Annotated in this window: 17 protein-coding genes; 8 read left to right on the forward strand and 9 right to left on the reverse strand. The window is 35.6% G+C overall.

Translation table 11 applies throughout. The features are described from left to right. Positions 1–15: 15 nt before the first annotated feature. The 5 genes from gpmI to accA all read left to right on the forward strand — a co-directional run bounded on the left by gpmI (position 16) and on the right by accA (position 4,857). Positions 16–1,491, forward strand: coding sequence for a 2,3-bisphosphoglycerate-independent phosphoglycerate mutase (gpmI, locus tag GJV85_RS02925; RefSeq protein WP_207562380.1), 1,476 nt, complete (start codon positions 16–18; stop codon positions 1,489–1,491). A 34-nt stretch (positions 1,492–1,525) separates the two neighbouring features. Next, entirely contained in the window at positions 1,526–2,272 is a 747-nt protein-coding gene (fabG, locus tag GJV85_RS02930) for a 3-oxoacyl-ACP reductase FabG (RefSeq protein WP_207562381.1), read from the forward strand. Between the two features lie 75 nt (positions 2,273–2,347). Beyond that, positions 2,348–2,575, forward strand: coding sequence for an acyl carrier protein (acpP, locus tag GJV85_RS02935; protein ID WP_207562382.1), 228 nt, complete (start codon positions 2,348–2,350; stop codon positions 2,573–2,575). A gap of 111 nt (positions 2,576–2,686) precedes the next feature. Then, on the forward strand, positions 2,687–3,904 hold the full coding sequence (locus GJV85_RS02940) for a beta-ketoacyl-ACP synthase II (protein ID WP_207562383.1): 1,218 nt from the start codon (positions 2,687–2,689) through the stop codon (positions 3,902–3,904). Positions 3,905–3,921: 17 nt separating this feature from the next. After that, positions 3,922–4,857, forward strand: a complete 936-nt coding sequence (gene accA, locus GJV85_RS02945) for an acetyl-CoA carboxylase carboxyl transferase subunit alpha (RefSeq protein ID WP_207562384.1) — start codon at positions 3,922–3,924, stop codon at positions 4,855–4,857. Here accA and GJV85_RS02950 read toward each other — a convergent pair whose 3' ends face one another. Genes GJV85_RS02950 through GJV85_RS02970 form a run of 5 tightly spaced genes read right to left on the reverse strand, consistent with a single transcriptional unit; the run spans position 4,858 to position 9,135 of the window. Continuing rightward, positions 4,858–5,673: a 3'-5' exonuclease gene (locus GJV85_RS02950; RefSeq protein ID WP_207562385.1), complete on the reverse strand. Its 816-nt coding sequence runs from the start codon at positions 5,671–5,673 to the stop codon at positions 4,858–4,860. Next, the gene (locus tag GJV85_RS02955; protein WP_207562386.1) at positions 5,663–6,247 is read right to left on the reverse strand and encodes a phosphoribosylanthranilate isomerase; all 585 of its coding nucleotides are present in this window, start codon (positions 6,245–6,247) and stop codon (positions 5,663–5,665) included. Before GJV85_RS02955 ends, GJV85_RS02950 begins: the two co-directional genes overlap by 11 nt. 13 nt (positions 6,248–6,260) lie before the next feature. Continuing rightward, positions 6,261–6,902: a ribulose-phosphate 3-epimerase gene (gene rpe / locus GJV85_RS02960; protein ID WP_207562387.1), complete on the reverse strand. Its 642-nt coding sequence runs from the start codon at positions 6,900–6,902 to the stop codon at positions 6,261–6,263. 44 nt (positions 6,903–6,946) lie between these two features. Then, on the reverse strand, positions 6,947–8,341 hold the full coding sequence (locus tag GJV85_RS02965) for a chemotaxis protein CheX (protein WP_207562388.1): 1,395 nt from the start codon (positions 8,339–8,341) through the stop codon (positions 6,947–6,949). Continuing rightward, the gene (locus GJV85_RS02970; protein WP_207562389.1) at positions 8,338–9,135 is read right to left on the reverse strand and encodes an HDOD domain-containing protein; all 798 of its coding nucleotides are present in this window, start codon (positions 9,133–9,135) and stop codon (positions 8,338–8,340) included. Before GJV85_RS02970 ends, GJV85_RS02965 begins: the two co-directional genes overlap by 4 nt. Before the next feature lie 156 nt (positions 9,136–9,291). On the opposite strand from GJV85_RS02970, the gene rpmB reads away from it, so the two are divergent. From rpmB to argJ, 3 genes are read left to right on the forward strand one after another with little or no spacing between them, the layout of a single operon-like run. After that, complete coding sequence (gene rpmB / locus GJV85_RS02975) at positions 9,292–9,480, forward strand: 50S ribosomal protein L28 (RefSeq protein WP_013326380.1); 189 nt, start codon at positions 9,292–9,294, stop codon at positions 9,478–9,480. Positions 9,481–9,495: 15 nt separating this feature from the next. After that, the gene (locus GJV85_RS02980) at positions 9,496–10,626 is read left to right on the forward strand and encodes a potassium channel family protein (protein WP_207562390.1); all 1,131 of its coding nucleotides are present in this window, start codon (positions 9,496–9,498) and stop codon (positions 10,624–10,626) included. Beyond that, positions 10,619–11,797 (forward strand): bifunctional glutamate N-acetyltransferase/amino-acid acetyltransferase ArgJ, encoded by a 1,179-nt coding sequence (gene argJ, locus GJV85_RS02985; RefSeq protein WP_207562391.1) that lies wholly within the window; start codon positions 10,619–10,621, stop codon positions 11,795–11,797. Before GJV85_RS02980 ends, argJ begins: the two co-directional genes overlap by 8 nt. A gap of 14 nt (positions 11,798–11,811) precedes the next feature. On the opposite strand, the gene GJV85_RS02990 is transcribed toward argJ, so the two are convergent. Genes GJV85_RS02990 through GJV85_RS03005 form a run of 4 tightly spaced genes read right to left on the reverse strand, consistent with a single transcriptional unit; the run spans position 11,812 to position 17,089 of the window. Continuing rightward, entirely contained in the window at positions 11,812–13,191 is a 1,380-nt protein-coding gene (locus tag GJV85_RS02990) for an NAD(P)/FAD-dependent oxidoreductase (protein WP_207562392.1), read from the reverse strand. A gap of 4 nt (positions 13,192–13,195) precedes the next feature. After that, a complete protein-coding gene (locus GJV85_RS02995) occupies positions 13,196–13,723 on the reverse strand; it encodes a gamma carbonic anhydrase family protein (protein ID WP_207562393.1) in 528 nt (175 codons plus the stop codon). A gap of 9 nt (positions 13,724–13,732) precedes the next feature. Beyond that, the gene (locus GJV85_RS03000; protein WP_207562394.1) at positions 13,733–15,829 is read right to left on the reverse strand and encodes an RNA degradosome polyphosphate kinase; all 2,097 of its coding nucleotides are present in this window, start codon (positions 15,827–15,829) and stop codon (positions 13,733–13,735) included. A 51-nt stretch (positions 15,830–15,880) separates the two neighbouring features. After that, complete coding sequence (locus tag GJV85_RS03005; RefSeq protein WP_207562395.1) at positions 15,881–17,089, reverse strand: apolipoprotein N-acyltransferase; 1,209 nt, start codon at positions 17,087–17,089, stop codon at positions 15,881–15,883. Positions 17,090–17,108 lie beyond the last annotated feature (19 nt).

Consider the following 17,108-nt stretch of genomic DNA (forward strand, 5'->3'; position numbering starts at 1 on the left):
ATGATAGGAATAAAATTGAGTAAAAAAGCAATACTGATTATTACAGATGGCATAGGCTATTGTGAAAAAATAGAGCATAATGCATTTTATAATGCTCAAAAACCAACATATGATAAGTTATTTAAAGAGACTCCGCATTCATTAGTAGATACTTTTGGCCTTAGTGTAGGACTTCCTGAAGGTCAGATGGGAAACTCAGAAGTAGGTCATATGAGCATAGGTAGTGGTAGAGTTTTGTACCAAGACCTTGTAAAAATTTCTCTTGCATTGAGTGAAAACAGACTGGAAAAAAATGAGGTGCTTCAATCACTTTTTAAATCATCAGATAGACTTCATCTTATTGGTTTGATGAGTGATGGAGGTGTTCATTCTCATATAGATCACTTTATGGGCATAGCGGACATAGCTGCTAAAAATGGAAAGAAAGTTTTTCTTCATCTTATCACAGATGGGAGAGACGTCTCTCCAACTTCTGCTCAGAAATACATTAAAAAAGTACAAGAACATCTGTCTGAAAATGTCACTATCGCTACGGTTTCTGGCCGTTTTTACTCTATGGATAGGGATAATAGATGGGAAAGAATAGAACGCGGTTACGATGCAATAGTAAACGCGACACCAAAGAGTGATTTTGATGCTCCGGGATATATTGGACACTCGTACGCTTTAGGTGAAACAGATGAGTTTGTAGAACCTGCCGCATTTGATGGCTATGATGGAATGAAAGATGGGGACAGCGTTCTTGCTATCAACTTTAGAAGTGATAGAATGAGAGAAATGGTTACAGCATTGGGAGATAGAAATTTCAAAAACTTTGAAAAAGCGGATTTAAAAATAAACCTAGCGACTATTACAGAGTATGATAAAAGTTTCACATATCCAGTAATGTTTAAAAAAGACGTTCCAAAAAATACGCTTGCGGAAGTTATATCAAACGCAGGACTTCGTCAACTCCATACCGCAGAAACAGAAAAGTATGCTCATGTGACATTTTTTTTAAATGGGGGAATAGACGAACCTTATAAGAATGAGACAAGAGTTTTAATACCCTCCCCAGATGTTAAAACATACGACATGCAACCAGAGATGAACGCAGCAAGCGTTGGCAAAGCTGTTTTAAACGCCATTGATGAACAATATGATTTTATAGTGGTAAATTTTGCTAATGGCGATATGGTCGGACATACTGGAAATTTTGAAGCAGCTAAGCTGGCTGTGAGTGCGGTGGATGAGCAGTTAGGGTTGATACTTGAGTCTGCTAAAGTAAATGATTATTCAGTTGTACTTACGTCAGATCATGGAAACTGTGAAGAGATGAAAGATGAAGATGGAAATACGCTCACTAACCACACGGTAGGAAAAGTTTGGTGCTTTGTGCAAGCAGATGGTGTATCAAAAGTAGAATCAGGTAGCTTGAATAATATCGCGCCAACAGTCTTAAAGTTGATGGAGATAGAGATTCCACAAGAGATGGATCATAGTCTTATATAAACTAATTAAAATTTAAAATGGAGATAAATTAAATATGAAATTTAGCGGTAAAAATGTATTGGTAACTGGATCAAGTCGTGGGATAGGCGCAGAAATAGCGAAAACTTTAGCAGGATTTGGTTTAAAAGTGTGGATAAACTATAGAAGTGGTGCAAAAGAAGCTGATGCAATTAAAGAAGAGATTGAAGCTGCTGGTGGCAATGCGGCAATAATTGGTTTTGATGTAAGTGATGAAGCTGCATTTATCGACGCTATTAAAACTATAGTAGATAGTGATGGAGAGTTCTCATACCTTGTAAATAACGCTGGAATTACAAATGATAAACTAGCTCTTCGTATGAAAACTGATGATTTTATGTCCGTTATAAATGCAAACTTAACTTCTTGTTTTATAGGTTGCCGTGAGTCAATGAAAACAATGAGAAAGAAAAAGTTTGGCGCTGTAGTAAATATCGCTTCTATAGTTGGAGAAACTGGAAACGCAGGTCAGACTAATTACTCAGCAAGTAAAGGTGGAGTAATTGCGATGACAAAAAGTTTTGCAATTGAGGCGGCGACAAGTGGAATCCGTTACAATACTGTTACTCCTGGTTTTATAGCAACTGAAATGACAGATGTTTTAAGTGATGAAGTCAAAGAAAGCTTTACTTCAAAAATTCCAATGAGTCGCTTTGGAAACCCTAGCGAAGTTGCTGAAGCGACAGCATTTTTACTTTCAGATCACTCTAGTTATATCACTGGTGAGACACTAAAAGTAAACGGCGGACTGAATATGGCATAGATTTCTTAGTTTTTAAATTAATTAAGATACTTATGCTATAATTACACGATTTTAACTTAAATGACAGGAGCTATAATGGCACTTTTAGAAGATATTAAAGAAGTAGTAGTAGAACAATTAAGCGTTAGCGCTGATGAAGTAAAAGAAGATGCGAAATTCGTAGAAGATTTAGGTGCAGATAGCTTAGATGTTGTAGAATTAGTTATGGCTCTTGAAGAGAAATTTGATATAGAAATTCCTGATGATGAAGCTGAGAAGATCCAAACTGTTAAAGATGTAGTGGATTACATAGAAAGTAAATAATTTACTTTTTTGCTAAAGAGTTTTACTCTTTAGTTGAAATATTTTTAGTAGTTAATCATCTCTGATGGATTAATTTTTAAAAGTATTTTATTTTTTTATGGAGAATATTAAATGAGAAGAGTAGTAATAACTGGACTAGGAATGATAAATTCTGTTGGGCATGATAAAGAGAGTTCTTTCAAGGCTATTTGCGATGGTGAATGTGGAATTGATAGAATTACTATTTTTGATCCAGAAGGTTATGGCGCTCAAATTGCAGGTGAAGTGAAAGATTTTGATCCAGCAACGGTAATGGCTCCTAAAGAGGTTAAAAAAGCTGATAGATTTATTCACCTTGGTTTAAAAGCTGCTCAAGAAGCTATGCTGGATGCAGCACTACCAGAAGATACAGATATGAGTAGATTTGGTGTTAGTGCTGGTTCTGGAATAGGTGGTCTTCCATCTATTGAGAAAAACTCTGTTATTTTAGAGACTCGTGGTCCAAGAAGAATTTCCCCATTTTTTATTCCAGGTACTCTTGTGAATATGCTTGGTGGTTTTGTTTCAATTGAACATGGAACTCAAGGTCCAAACCTCTCAAGTGTAACTGCTTGTGCAGCAGGAACACATGCAATAAGTGAAGCAGCTAAAACAATCATCTGTAATGGTGCTGAGAAGATGCTTGTTGTATCTGCAGAATCTGCTATAACAGGTGTAGGTATCGGTGGATTTGCTGCTATGAAGGCACTCTCTACTAGAAATGACTCTCCAAAAACAGCATCACGTCCTTTTGATGCAGACCGTGATGGTTTTGTAATGGGCGAAGGTGCAGCGGCTTTAGTACTTGAAGAGTATGAGTCAGCAGTGGCACGTGGAGCAAATATATATGGTGAACTTATTGGTTTTGGTGAAAGTGGTGATGCAAATCATATTACTACTCCATCACTTGATGGTCCTGCACGTGCGATGAGAGCTGCATATAAAATGGCTGGTGAGCCTAAAATTGACTATGTAAACGCTCATGGTACTTCTACTCCTATCAACGATAAAAATGAGACAGCTGCTGTTAAAGACCTCTTAGGTGGAAAAGAGAATTGTCCTCCAATGAGTTCAATTAAAGGTCAAATAGGTCACTGTCTTGGTGCTGCTGGTGGCATAGAAGCTGTAACATGTTTAATGGCTATGAGAGATGGGATTATTCCTCCAACTATCAACAATATAACACCTGATGAAAATTGTGACTTAGACTATGTTACATCAGGTGCAAGAAAAGCAGAACTAAATGTTACTATGAGTAATTCATTTGGTTTTGGTGGAACAAATGGCGTTCTTATTTTTAAAAAAATCTAATTGAATAAGGATTTAATTTGGCTACATACTTAGACTTTGAACATAAAATTAAATTTATTCAAGAAGATATCATTTCTGCACAGGTACGTCATAACTATGCAGAAGTAGAAGAGTTAACAAAAACTCTTGATAAAGAAGTTGAAAAAATATACAAAAATCTTTCTGACTTTCAAAAGCTTCAACTTGCACGTCATTTAGATCGTCCTTATGCTCTTGATTATATTAATATTATAATGAGAGATAAGTATGAAATTCATGGAGATAGACACTTCCGTGATGATGCTGCAATAATCTGTTACATGGGTTATATAGGCGATGAGAAAGTAATGGTTATAGGTGAGCAAAAAGGTCGTGGAACCAAAAATAAACTCAAACGCAACTTTGGTATGCCTCATCCTGAGGGTTATAGAAAAGCTCTTCGTGCGGCTAAACTAGCTGAAAAATTTGGTATACCAATATTAATGTTAGTTGACACACCGGGTGCATATCCAGGACTTGGAGCTGAAGAGAGAAATCAGAGTGAAGCGATTGCTAGAAACCTTTTAGAACTAGCAGAGATTAAAACGCCAACAGTATCTATTGTTATAGGTGAGGGTGGATCTGGTGGAGCACTTGCTATTGGTGTTGCCGATAGATTTGCTATGATGCGTTATTCTGTATTTAGCGTTATATCACCAGAGGGATGTTCGGCGATTCTCTGGAATGATCCAAAAAAAGCTGAAGCTGCTACAAACGCTATGAAAATAACAAGTGCAGACCTCAAAGAGCTTGATCTGATAGATGATATTATTAATGAGCCATTAATTGGTGCACATCGTGAAAAAGATGCAGCCGCACAAGCAATATCTGAGTACTTCTTAGAGCAACTTAAAGAGTTACGTTCTATGAGTGAAGATGAGCGAATGGAAGCTAGATATCTTAAGCTAACTAAACCAGGGGCTTTTGCAGAATAACTATAACTCTTGAGTCTCTATTTCTTCCTCTTTGAGAAGAAATGGATCAAACTTAGGCCTTTTAAGTCTAGGTGCTTCTTTTGAAAACTTTATCAAGTCCTCTACATTATTTAAACTTTCAGTACAATTTTCTAAAGATAATAAAAATAGGCCATATGTTGTCATAACATCACTCATAGCTCTGTGGTGTGTAGCATTTGTATTTAAATCAAATGTATCATTGAGATAAGAGAGTCCATATCTATAGGATACTATTGTTCTCTCAGCAAGCGCTAGAGAACATAGTGCTCTATTAAAGATGTCTTCAAGTCCAATCTTACGAAGAGTTTTCGATACAAATGTAAAATCAAATTTCACATCATGAGCAATAAAAATTGCGTCACCCAAAAAAAGTTTGAATTCAAGCATAACGGTTTTTAAATCAGGCGCGTCAACTGTGTCTCCTGCGGAAATACCAGTTATTTCCGTAATGTGAGGATTAATCTCTTTAGTATAGACTAAAGATTCAAACCTATCGACGATGACTCCATTTTTTACTTTAACTGCGGCAATCTCAATGATTTGATGTTTTTCAATTTTAGAGCCATTTGTCTCAATATCTACTATGCAAAACTCAGCATCTTCTATTGAGATATATTTAGTGTCAAAGTAAAAGTAACCCTGTTTTTTGATGATATTTAAACCTTTTGCACGGCTAAGTTCCATGAAAAAATCTATACTATCATCTATTTGTGATTTTAAAACTTCTAAGGGAAGACCACGAGAAGCTAAACGCGAAACACTTTTTTTATCTAGGGGGAACTCTTTATTGTGCATTGAGGATAAATTCTTTTACTTTTTCTTCATCTTTGATACCGTGACTAAGCTCAACGCCACTACTTACGTCAAGAGCGTAAAATCCATACTCTTTAAGTGCTGAGATATTCTGAGGATTTAATCCTCCAGCTAAGATTATTTTAGAGCAATCAATGCCATCAAACCATTCAATGTTAATTCGTTTACCAGCTCCACCATATACTTCACAGTATGCATCAACTAGTCTATACTCATCAGCAAACTTGAAAATATCATCTTTTTTTTGTGCTCTTATAACTTTAAGATGTGGTATTTTAAGAGAACTGCATAATTCATCTGAAGCTTCAAAGTGAAGTTGTGCAAGTGTTGCACCAATTGATTGAGATATGGAGTTAATAGTGTCAGCTTCTTCTTCAACAAAAAGAGCAACCTTCTCCACAAATGGGGGAAGTTTCTCAATTATAGATTTTGCATTATTTGGAGTTATATAACGCGGAGACTTTTCATAAAAAACAAAGCCAAGAGCATCTGCTCCTGCATCTATTGCAATCATTGCATCCTTAAATGATGTTATCCCGCATATCTTAGTTCTCATGAATTTTTCTTCACTAAATTTGAAGGCTATTTATCGCTGTTTTACGGTTTTCGTGTTTAAATACATAGCTTCCAGCAACGACAACATCAACACCGACATCTTTGAGGGATTGGATATTTTTATCACTTACTCCACCATCAACTTCTATGAGACAATTTGGGTTAATTCTATTTCTCATTTCATTAAGACGAGCAGCTTTAGTCAGTACAGAATCAATAAAACTCTGTCCACCAAAACCTGGATTTACACTCATTAGAAGTACCATATCTAAGTCTTTAAGTAAAAATTCAACAGATTCAGGTGGAGTGTGAGGATTAAGTACTATAGCTGGCTTGATACCAAGTGAACGAATCTTTTGAATAAGTCTATGAGGGTGCTTCTCCTCTTCTATATGAAAAGAGATATATTCAGGCTTTAGTGGTGCAAAAAGTTCAACAAAAAAAGTATTGTTTTGAACCATTAAATGTATATCTAATGGCTTTGTTGCACATTTAGCAATGGCAGAAACTACGACTGGGCCAATAGTCAAGTTTGGTACAAAGTGCCCATCCATAACATCTACATGAACAAAATCACATCCAGCATCACATATCTCTTCTACATCTCTTTGTAAATTACCAAAATCTGCCGAGAGTACACTTGGAGCTACTTTCATTATTTCCCTTTGTTTTTAAACTAATTATATAATTTAGATGCTTTTTATCTAGTTAAAAAAAACAAAAATTTATCATTGTCAAAAGAGAGGTCTACTTGAACACCCTTTTTACCTTGGACAATTTCAAGAAGACTTCCAACATTTGGGTAGGTTCTTGGAAGTGTAATATCTACACTTATATTATTATCCATGAGAAGTGTTTTTAGTTTACCTCCTACTATATTTACAAGTTCTGCCAAGGTGTCTAAAATCATCTCTGTATCATCAGTAGCTTCTCCTATGAGAAGTTCACAAGCTTTCTTCGCTATTTCATGAGGGAATACTAAAATAATCATACCGTCCATATCTCCATAAAAACCGATAGAACTAGCAATTTTCCCCTCTTTATTACCAACTTGGATCTGATCAACTTGAGCAGCTTCTTTTACTGCTTTTGAGTTTGTCATCATCTCGATCGTAGCAACAGTAGCATCAATAAAGCTAGGGAGTTTTGTAACAATAGTTTTATTGATGGCACGTTTATTTTTGATATTAGCAGCACTACTAGCTCCTAGTTCTTCAAGAAGTTTTTTATCCTGCAGTATGTCATCCATCTGATTAAAAAACATTATTCCAGAGTCTTCAAGAGTGTCTTTAAAGTTCTTTGGTGTTTTATCAAAGGTCATTCCTACAAAACATATCGTTGCATTGTATTCAGCGGCAGAACTTGATAGTTTAGAGAAAAAATTTAATGCATGAATATTCATACTTATAACTTTATATGTGTCAAAAATAAAGAGTCTAAAGCCTACATTTAAAGAGTTGTTATGATAAACAATATTAAAAGTGCTGCCTATCTCTGCATCTAAAAATGATGAAAGGGTATAGATAATTGCATTTCCAGTTACTCTAGTTGCAACCTTTTGGCCCATTTGACCTAAATATGTATCTGTAATAATAATATCATAGGCTTTATCTGTTCTAGATTTTTCTTCAAACTCCTCTTCAGTTTGTGCGATAATTGGGTTATGTCCATTATCGTGAAGTTCTATTGCCATAGCAGCACGTTGAGATTTATCATCACTAAAGAGAAGTACACTTTTAGAGTCTTTTTTGAAACTTGAAGAGAAAAGCATTGCTACCTCTTGTGTTTTAAAAAGAGAAAACATCAAGTCATCTTTATAAAAACGTGATATTGCATCAAATTTTTTAGTGTCATAATCACAAAAACCTACTGTTGCTTGATTCTCTAAACGTACTTTTTTAAACATTTTAACAAAAGCATCTAAGCCATTTCGGTTAAAAAATATCACCTTTTTAAGTGAGACAAGAATCATTTCTGCATTAGCATTAAGTGTAGATTGGATGTCCTCCATGCTCAAAATTGATGTGCCTGCTGCACCATCAAGAAATCCTTGGGGATGAAAAACACCTATATTGTTTTTAATGACTGCTTTCATGAAATCTCCATTAGTTTTGAAAAATCTTCATATATATCCTCTACATACTCTATTTGAAAGTCTATAAAGTTATTAAGGTCTGCTTCGATATATGTTGGCTGAGATAGGGTGTAAAAAAGTAAAAGGTGCATCCACTTTCCAAGATTGTTAATCTTCTCATCAGTAGATGGTTTAACTCCCGAAGCAGATTGAATAATCTCAGCTATCTCTTTATTCATTTCCCATTTTTGAGCTATTCTTTGACATATATCAAAAAGGTCAGTATGACAAAGTCGTTTTAAAATAGTGTTTAAATCTATTGGATTTACACTCCTAAGAAGATTTACATCATCTATTTTCTCACAAAACAAAGCTTCTGCTACAATGATACTTGCAGGGAGTAAAGATATAGAGCTTTGAATATCTTTATCTACTATCTCTAGATGAGAGAGTATTTTTTGCCAGTTTACAGAGAGGTCTGCTTGCAAATTGGTAAAAGATGTTTTATTAAGCTTAAAAAATATCCATTTTGATGGCGAAAGCAGTGTCATCATATAGTTGTAGACGGCTTGTTGTGTTTTAGAAACACCAAGAATTCCAAATATTTGAGGGATTTCACTTACTTCATTTCTAAAGCCAAATATTGGTTTGTTAACCATGTCTTTGAGGTAAGCACTCAGTGCTCTATCCTCTTTAGCTGCTAAGGCTGCTTTTGTTATATCACCTAGGTTTAGATGAGCAAGCGTAAGTTTTAAAGCTTCGGGTGCAGGAGGTATTCTGTTTATGTAACTATCTATTTTATCTATTGTAATCAATTTATGCTCTTTTTTAAATGTAATATATTCTAACTTTATATATATAAGAGTAATATAAAAGAGTTTATCTACTAAGAGATATAATTGGCTTAAGTTGAAGTTTTGCTTTAGTTTGATACAATTCGCAACTTTAAAATATCAGTCAAGGATACAAACATGGCAAGAAGATGTGCTATTAGTGGCAAAGGCCCTATGAGTGGGAACAATGTTTCTCATGCAAAAAACAGAACAAAGCGTCGTTTTTTATTAAACCTAAGAACAGTGCGTATCACTTTAGAAGATGGTACAACGAAAAAAATTAAGATCTCTGCAAGAGAATTACGCACACTTAAGAAAAACTCTTAAGCAAGGCATAAACATATGAATCTTTTGCAAAGGATTCGTAAGTTCTTAAATTGGGAGATAGCTCCCAAACCTGATCCAAAACTTCTTCCTGAAGTTTACTCACACCTAAAACACTTTCGCTTACCTCTTATTTTAACTGTAATTGTAATGCTCATTGGAACTATTGGCTACGTTCTTATTGATGATTTTCCAATATTTGACGCGATTTATCAAACAGCTATAACATTTACAACAGTTGGTTTTGGCGAGATTAGACCTATCTCTGATGTAGGTAGAATATTCACAATAAATTTGATTATTGCAGGGTTTGCAGTCTTTTCAAGTGCAATAGGTATTTTAGTTTCTGAGTTAAATAAAGGGCATATTATTGCCATATTAAAGGAGAGAAAAATGTTATATAAGATTGTACGACTTAAGCAACATTTCGTAGTTTGTTATCATAATGACTATACTATCGAAGTTACAAAGCAGCTCCGAAAAAATCATATTCCTTTTGTTGTTATTGATCCAAGACCTGACATACATAAGTGGGCGGAAGAAAATAAATATCCACACTATCTTCAAGCTGAGCCTCATGCAGAGCTCTCTATGCTTAAAGCTCACCTTTCATCAGCGAAAGGCCTGATTTCTCTCTCTAGTTCAATAGCAGATAATATTGCCCTTATAGCTTCTGTGAGACTTTTTGAAAAAGAGCATGATCTACCTCGTCCATATTATATTATCTCTTCAGCAGAGACTATTAGTGATGTAGAGAAACTTAAAAAACTAGGTGCTAATACAGTTGTTTCACCAACAGAGTTAACCGCACAAAGAGTAAGTGCTATGGCTGCTCGTCCAGATATGGAAAACTTACTTGAACAGTTTCTATACAAAAGTGATAACCCGATAGATATGCAAGAGATAGTTGTTCCAAAGTATAGCTGGTCAGTGTTAAAAAAACTAAAAGAGACTCACCTTCGTCAAATGACAAATACATCTGTTATAGGTATAACAAAAAAAGATGGAAAATTTACAAGTATGCCAAAGGGTGATGAACTAGTAACTAGTGAGTGTAAACTCTTAGTAATTGGGACACAAGAGGGTATTAGAGCAGCTAAAGGGCTTATTAGAAAAAGAGAAAAACCAAAGGAATTGAAGTTTGTATAAGTTAACACAGATAGATGGCGGTGTTTGTGCAAGTAGTGGGTTCTATGCAGATGGTATTAGTGCAGGATTAAAATCAAATAATGCAAAAGATATGGCATTTATATACTCTAATGAGTTATGTGACATCGCTTCTGTTTTTACAACAAATAAAATGGTAGCAGCACCAATAAAACATTTTTTGGCTAAAGGTGAATTTAAAACAAACTTTATCCTTATAAACTCTAAAAATGCCAACGCCATGACTGGAGATGCTGGAGTAGAAGATATAGATGAGATACTCTCTCATTTGCCAAGTGAAGTGAAAAATCCTCTTATGAGTTCAACTGGCGTTATCGGTGCTAGACTCCCTAAGGAGAAGATAATAGCTGGAACAAAGCTCTTTAATCTAACTTCTAGAGATGCAGATGCAGCGGCAAGAGCAATTATGACAACAGACAGCTTTTCAAAACAGATAGCGTTTAACGTAGAACTTGAAGATGGAAGTAGTTTTAAGATAGGTGCAATGGCTAAGGGTGCTGGGATGATTAACCCTGCAATGGCTACTATGCTCTGCTTTATAACTACAGATGCAAAAGTAAATAAGTCTGAGATGCAAACTATTTTAGATGAAGTGACAGTGACAACCTTTAATGCAGCAAGTGTTGATGGTGATACTTCTACAAACGACACCGTGATGCTTCTCTCAAACGCGACTTCAAATAGCTATGATAAAGATGCATTTAAAGAAGCTCTTCATAAAATTATGCTTTTTTTAGCACAAGAGATGGTAAGAGATGGAGAGGGTGCTACTAAGCTCGTGACATATAAAGTTACAGGTGCTAAAGATGATGAAGAAGCGCAGAGAGTTGCTAAAGCACTTTCGGATTCTCTACTTGTTAAAACCGCCTTGTATGGTGAAGATCCAAACTGGGGAAGAATCGCTTCAACGGTTGGCGCTGCTGGAGTTGAAGCTAATGAAGAGAGTCTTACTATAAGCTTCAATGAACTCTGTGTTTATGAAAAGGGCGTCATACACTTTGATGCTGCGATGGAAGAGAAAGCTTCTGCAGTTATGAAGCTCGATAGATTTAGTATATCTTGTGACCTAGGAATAGCTAGCGGGAGTTTTACTGCTTATGGCTGTGATCTTGGTTATGAGTATGTTAAGATTAACGCAGACTATAGAACATAACTCTATAGCTAGCGCTAAACTTCTCCTCGGAGTGTTTTGCTCCAGTACTCTGGTTTGGTGACATAGAGGTCGCTTAACCAGTCTTTCTTTTTAGAATTTTTGAATCCTTGATCTTTTTTAACAACGCCATTATAATCAAAGGCGGCTAAGACAAGTTCCCCATAAGCAGTTTTAATAGGGCAGACTGAGTAGCCATCAAAACTACTAGCTAGCTCTTTTTTAGTGATAAGTGCGATAAGGTTATTTTTTACTACTTTAGCTTGACGCTCTATAGTTGGGACTGTTTTACCTAGTGGCGTTCCACAGATATCTCCTAGTCCAAATACATTTTTGTATTTTGTGTGCCCTAGAGAGTTCATATCTACATCTAACCACCCTTTAAAGTGGCCACTATCTTTTGCTAGTTTAGATTTTGCTACGCTTGAAGTCGCAACCATAGGCGGAACGATATGTATGAAGTCATAATTGATTTTTACAATTTCACTTTTTTTCTCTATACTCTCCCATTCTTGGAACTCCTCATCCCAGCCTTTTTTTAGCTCATACTCATGCTTATATATCGCAATTTTTGTCTTTATATCTATCTCTATAAGTTCATGATGAAACCTGTTTGTGATAGAGTCATATCTTTTTTGAGACTCATGAAGTTTCTCATCTATGGCTTTTAGACCAAAGAGTCTTGCTCCGCTTGGTGTGTATATAAATTCTGCATTTATATTTTCTTTTTTGAGATAATCAGCACTTAAATACATTATCATCTGTGCCACTCCTCCACACTTAACCGAAGTATGAGGCATAGTGTAGAGTAGTTTTAATTTTTTCTTTTTTGCTGCTTCTTTTATATCTTGAAACCACTGCCAAGTAAGTAAACCACCAGTCGCTTCTCCCGTATCGGTGTTGTTTAGATAAACGCTAGATATACCACGTGTACCGATATCCTCTTTTTTTAAGCCCTTTATATCTTCATATCGATACTCTAAGCCAGTGGCAACTATGAGATAGTCGTAAGAGACTTTTTTACCAGTGGATGTTAGTAGAGAGTTTTCATCTGGAAGAAAACTCTCAACCTTCTCTTTGATCCACTCTACGCCATCAGGTATATACTCTTTAGTCTCTTTTAAAATATCTTGCGTTTGGTAAAGGCCAGCTGCTACATATACTTGACCTGGTTGGTATATGTGTATTTCATTAGGAGCTATGATGGTGATGTTATGATTTTTAATAGACTTAGTTAAATGAGAGAGTATAGTTATGCCAGCAGTTCCTCCACCAACTATTACTATCTTCGCATTTGAATCTATTTGGGCTATTTTATTAGATGAACTATCTGCTAAAAGCTTAGCACTCAAAGTTGAGAGTGCGATAGTTTTTATCGCTTCTCTTCGTGGGAGCATTTTTTTAGTCTTGGTAATCATTTTTAAAGTTCACATAGCGCAAAGCACCTGCATAAAGTTCTGCTACTTCGGTGTCAGTCAACTCTCTTACAACTTTTGCAGGACTTCCCATTATAAGTGAACGTGGAGGGAAAACTTTCCCTTTTGTAACAAGTGAACCTGCTCCAACTATGCTCTCTTTACCTATAACAGCATTATCCAAGATAGTAGCACTCATACCTATAAGGCAAGCGTCTTCTATGGTACAGCCATGTAACATAACGCGATGACCAATAGTAACATCACTACCAATTATAGTAGGGCTTCCATCGCTTCTATCCGCTTTTTTATGGTGTGTGATGTGTACCATACTCAAATCTTGAATACTGGTTCTGTCACCAATAGTAATGTAGTGTACGTCACCACGAATTACAGTTCCAAACCATATAGATGAATCTTCACCAATCTTTACATCGCCAATAACGTCGGCAGAAGATGCGATCCAAGTGTTTTTTCCTATGATTGGGAGCGTTCCTTTAAATTTATGTAACATTAAATATCCTTAATTTAGGGGGTATATAGAGTCAATAATCTCTGCAGTATGAGATGCGGACTCTTTTTTACTTGATTTTGCAACGCGGTTTACATAATCCTCTAAATGCTTATGATTGTTTATAGTTTTTGTATCATCATCTTTGACCTTGAAATATGAACCATCGCTTTTAAGTTCGTGAGAGAGTACGTTGTCATTACACTGTAACTTGAGTATCTGGATAATTTTTTCTTTTGAAACTTTATCTTTTATGGCAGTAAGAAGCTCTATTCGACGAACAAGGTTTCTTGGCATCCAATCAGCACTAGAGATATAAACTTGGGAAGCGTCATTTTTAAAATAGAATGAACGAGGGTGTTCTAGGTATTTTCCAAGTATGGAAATAACGCGAATGTTATCACTTACGTCTTCTAAGCCTGGTTTTAAACAGCAAATACCACGCACAATAAGACTAATCTTAACACCCGCTTGACTAGCCTTATAAAGAGCCCTGATGATATCATCATCAACAAGTGAGTTTACCTTTGCAATAATCTCTCCATTTTCTCCCTGTCGTGTTTCATTATGAATTAGGGAGAGTATCTTAGGTTTAATCTGTGATGGAGCCATATAGAGTTCGTTTAGTTTACCTTTTTTACTAAAGCCTGTAAGAAAGTGAAAAAATCTAGTAAGGTCGTTTGTTATCTCATCCTTACTTGTCATATAACTCATATCAGTATATATTTTTGCCGTAGCGGGGTTATAGTTTCCAGTTGCTAAATGCGCATACTGTTTTAGCTTTCCATTTTTTCGTCGCGTTATAAGTGTAGCTTTTGCATGTACTTTGAAGCCTCTAATCCCATAGATAACGTGTGCTCCAGATTTTTCTAGCGCTTTTGCCCAGATAAGGTTGTTTTCTTCATCAAACCTAGCTTTTAGCTCAACCATTACGGTTACTTGTTTGCCTGACTCACTCGCATTTATAAGCGCTTGAACAATTGGAGAGTTAGTACCTGAGCGGTAGAGCGTCATTTTTATTGAAACTACATCAGGATCTTTACTAGCACTCTGTATAAACTTTACAACGGGCTCAAAACTCTCGTATGGATGATACATAAGAATATCTTGTTTTTCTAATGTTGTAAATATATCTTCAGTGTTATCCAATGGTGGAAGATTTTTGGGTTTAAATGGTGGTGCTAAGAGATGAGCAAAATCTTTATTGCCCACTATCTGCCATAGACTAGCAAGATTTAAGAGCGTATTGAATTTATAGATATCGTCTTTATAAACATTGGTGTGACGATTAAAAAAGTTGATGATTTCATCATCGGCGTTTGTACCAACTTCAAGTCTAACCATTTCGCCTTTACGACGAAGCTTAAGGCCCTCTTCAAGAATCTCCATAAAGTCGTCAGCCTCTTCTTCTTCTATGGCGATATCCGCATTTCTCGTTACTCTAAACACCGCATACTTTAGAAGTGTATAACCCGGAAAGAGCTCTTCAACGTGACGAGCTACTAAACTCTCTACGGGTATGTAAACGCCACTGCTAAGCTCTACAAATCTACTTAAAACGCGAGGAACGCGAATAAGACCAAAGCGCTCTATGTTTTCATTGTCGGAGTCTCGTAGTTTTACGATAAGGCCAAAACTAAGGTTGTTTAGATGAGGAAATGGATGTGTAGCATCAATAGCTATGGGAATAATGACGGGGTATACATTTTCACTAAAGTATCTATTGAGATAGTTTTTATCAGCCTGATTTACTTCATCGTAAGTCTTAACAAAGATACCCTCTGTAGTTAATTTTTTGAGTATCTCACTTCTACAAAATTCTACAACTTGTTGCTCTTGGTGAAGATAGGTGCGAATCTCCCGTAATTGCTCTAGTGGCGTGAGTTTATCAGCTCCTGAGACTATAATTCCCGCAGCAAAAAGTTTTTTAAGACCTGCAACACGAATCATATAAAATTCATCAAGGTTAGTACCATAAATCGCTAAAAATTTTAGACGTTCAAGTAGTGGAAGGGACTCATCTTGAGCCTGTTTTAGAACTCTTGTATTAAACTGTAACCATGAAAGTTCACGGTTTAGATAAAGGTTTGGATTTTTTAAATTTAACATAACGGATATAACCTAGTTTATAGTTTTTATTATTATATCAAATTGTTCTTATTATTTGATTATACCACTTCCTTTGTAGTTTGCTGAGTGATAAATTGTAACACCATTCTTTCGAGCATAGTATCTCATAAGTAGCCTCTGCAAGGTAGGTTCAATAGATGGAGTAAACCAAGCATTATTACTTGTTGCTATAATAAAGTCTACCTCGCCCTCATAGATTTCAGAACAAGTCGCCTCGTAACAGATTGCGTTTCTAAACTTGACGCCTTTAATAAGAAAGTCCGTAGGCTCGCTTGCCGTTACAAAATCACTTGTTCCACTAAAAAATTTCTCATTTATAAAATCTTGCGCGAATTTTGGAAGGGGGATATACTCTCCAAAAGGGACTAGGACAAGTTTTTTAGCTATTGCGTACTCTCCATCTTCAAACTTATACGTAACATTGTAATGTGCCGAATTTTCAGTGATTAAGGTACCTGCTACTATAACGATATTTTTTGAAGCATTTTTGAGAATATCTAAAACTTGTGGATTATGATTCATATAAATCGGAAAGACGGACTCAGGTAAAACTACTACATGATACTTCTCATCTATTGCTTTTTGAATCTCTGTAAATATCATCTGTATAGTTGGATTAAGGCTCTCTCTTTTCCACTTTTTCTCTTGTTTAACATCCGTCTGAATGAGTTTTATCTTTAGGGGCGCGTCTTTTTGAGATGGATAACCATAGTTAAATGCAAAGATTATAATAAGCAGAGGCAAAAATCTGTATTTTTTATTTTGTATAAGCACTGGAATCGATAAAGCAGCGAGGATAAGTGCAAGTTGGTACTTGTAAACGCCAAGATAACTCTCTACAAAAAGAAGTTCAACCTGTAACCAGTTCCAATCAAAAGGCTCTACAAAACTGAGCCCAAAGAGTATAAATGCTCTTATGTAGGGCTTGTCTGTAAAATAAAGAGGCATAAAAAAGAGCAGGTAAATAATTCCAAAAGAGAGAGTGATAACTGGGGTGAGATACCCAACCCCTTGGTACTCAAAACTATAACCAATCCAGTAAAACCAAAAAAGACCTATGAAAAAGCCAGCAACTAAAACACTGCGTTTAGGTATATATAAAAAAAGTCCTAATGCTAAAAGAGCTGTAATGGTGTTCACCAACTTGTTTGTTAAGTCATACTCTTCAAAATAGATAAAAGAGCTAAATAAAAGAGCCGTTAAAATTCCAAAAGAAATAGTTTTTATTGATTTATTCATGGTGAAATTGTACACAATT

It is taken from the genome of Sulfurimonas aquatica (genome assembly GCF_017357825.1).
GTDB classification, from domain to species: domain Bacteria; phylum Campylobacterota; class Campylobacteria; order Campylobacterales; family Sulfurimonadaceae; genus Sulfurimonas; species Sulfurimonas aquatica.

Bases quoted from the DNA above. Each gene is read 5' to 3' on its own strand.
- acpP (WP_207562382.1), top strand. From the start codon at position 2,348: ATGGCACTTTTAGAAGATATTAAAGAAGTAGTAGTAGAACAATTAAGC.
- rpe (WP_207562387.1), bottom strand. From the start codon at position 6,902: ATGAAAGTAGCTCCAAGTGTACTCTCGGCAGATTTTGGTAATTTACAA.
- GJV85_RS02955 (WP_207562386.1), bottom strand. From the start codon at position 6,247: ATGAGAACTAAGATATGCGGGATAACATCATTTAAGGATGCAATGATT.
- GJV85_RS02995 (WP_207562393.1), bottom strand. From the start codon at position 13,723: ATGTTACATAAATTTAAAGGAACGCTCCCAATCATAGGAAAAAACACT.
- GJV85_RS02965 (WP_207562388.1), bottom strand. From the start codon at position 8,341: ATGAAAGCAGTCATTAAAAACAATATAGGTGTTTTTCATCCCCAAGGA.
- GJV85_RS03005 (WP_207562395.1), bottom strand. From the start codon at position 17,089: ATGAATAAATCAATAAAAACTATTTCTTTTGGAATTTTAACGGCTCTT.
- GJV85_RS02990 (WP_207562392.1), bottom strand. From the start codon at position 13,191: ATGCTCCCACGAAGAGAAGCGATAAAAACTATCGCACTCTCAACTTTG.
- fabG (WP_207562381.1), top strand. From the start codon at position 1,526: ATGAAATTTAGCGGTAAAAATGTATTGGTAACTGGATCAAGTCGTGGG.
- GJV85_RS02980 (WP_207562390.1), top strand. From the start codon at position 9,496: ATGAATCTTTTGCAAAGGATTCGTAAGTTCTTAAATTGGGAGATAGCT.
- GJV85_RS02940 (WP_207562383.1), top strand. From the start codon at position 2,687: ATGAGAAGAGTAGTAATAACTGGACTAGGAATGATAAATTCTGTTGGG.
- GJV85_RS02950 (WP_207562385.1), bottom strand. From the start codon at position 5,673: ATGCACAATAAAGAGTTCCCCCTAGATAAAAAAAGTGTTTCGCGTTTA.
- GJV85_RS03000 (WP_207562394.1), bottom strand. From the start codon at position 15,829: ATGTTAAATTTAAAAAATCCAAACCTTTATCTAAACCGTGAACTTTCA.
- rpmB (WP_013326380.1), top strand. From the start codon at position 9,292: ATGGCAAGAAGATGTGCTATTAGTGGCAAAGGCCCTATGAGTGGGAAC.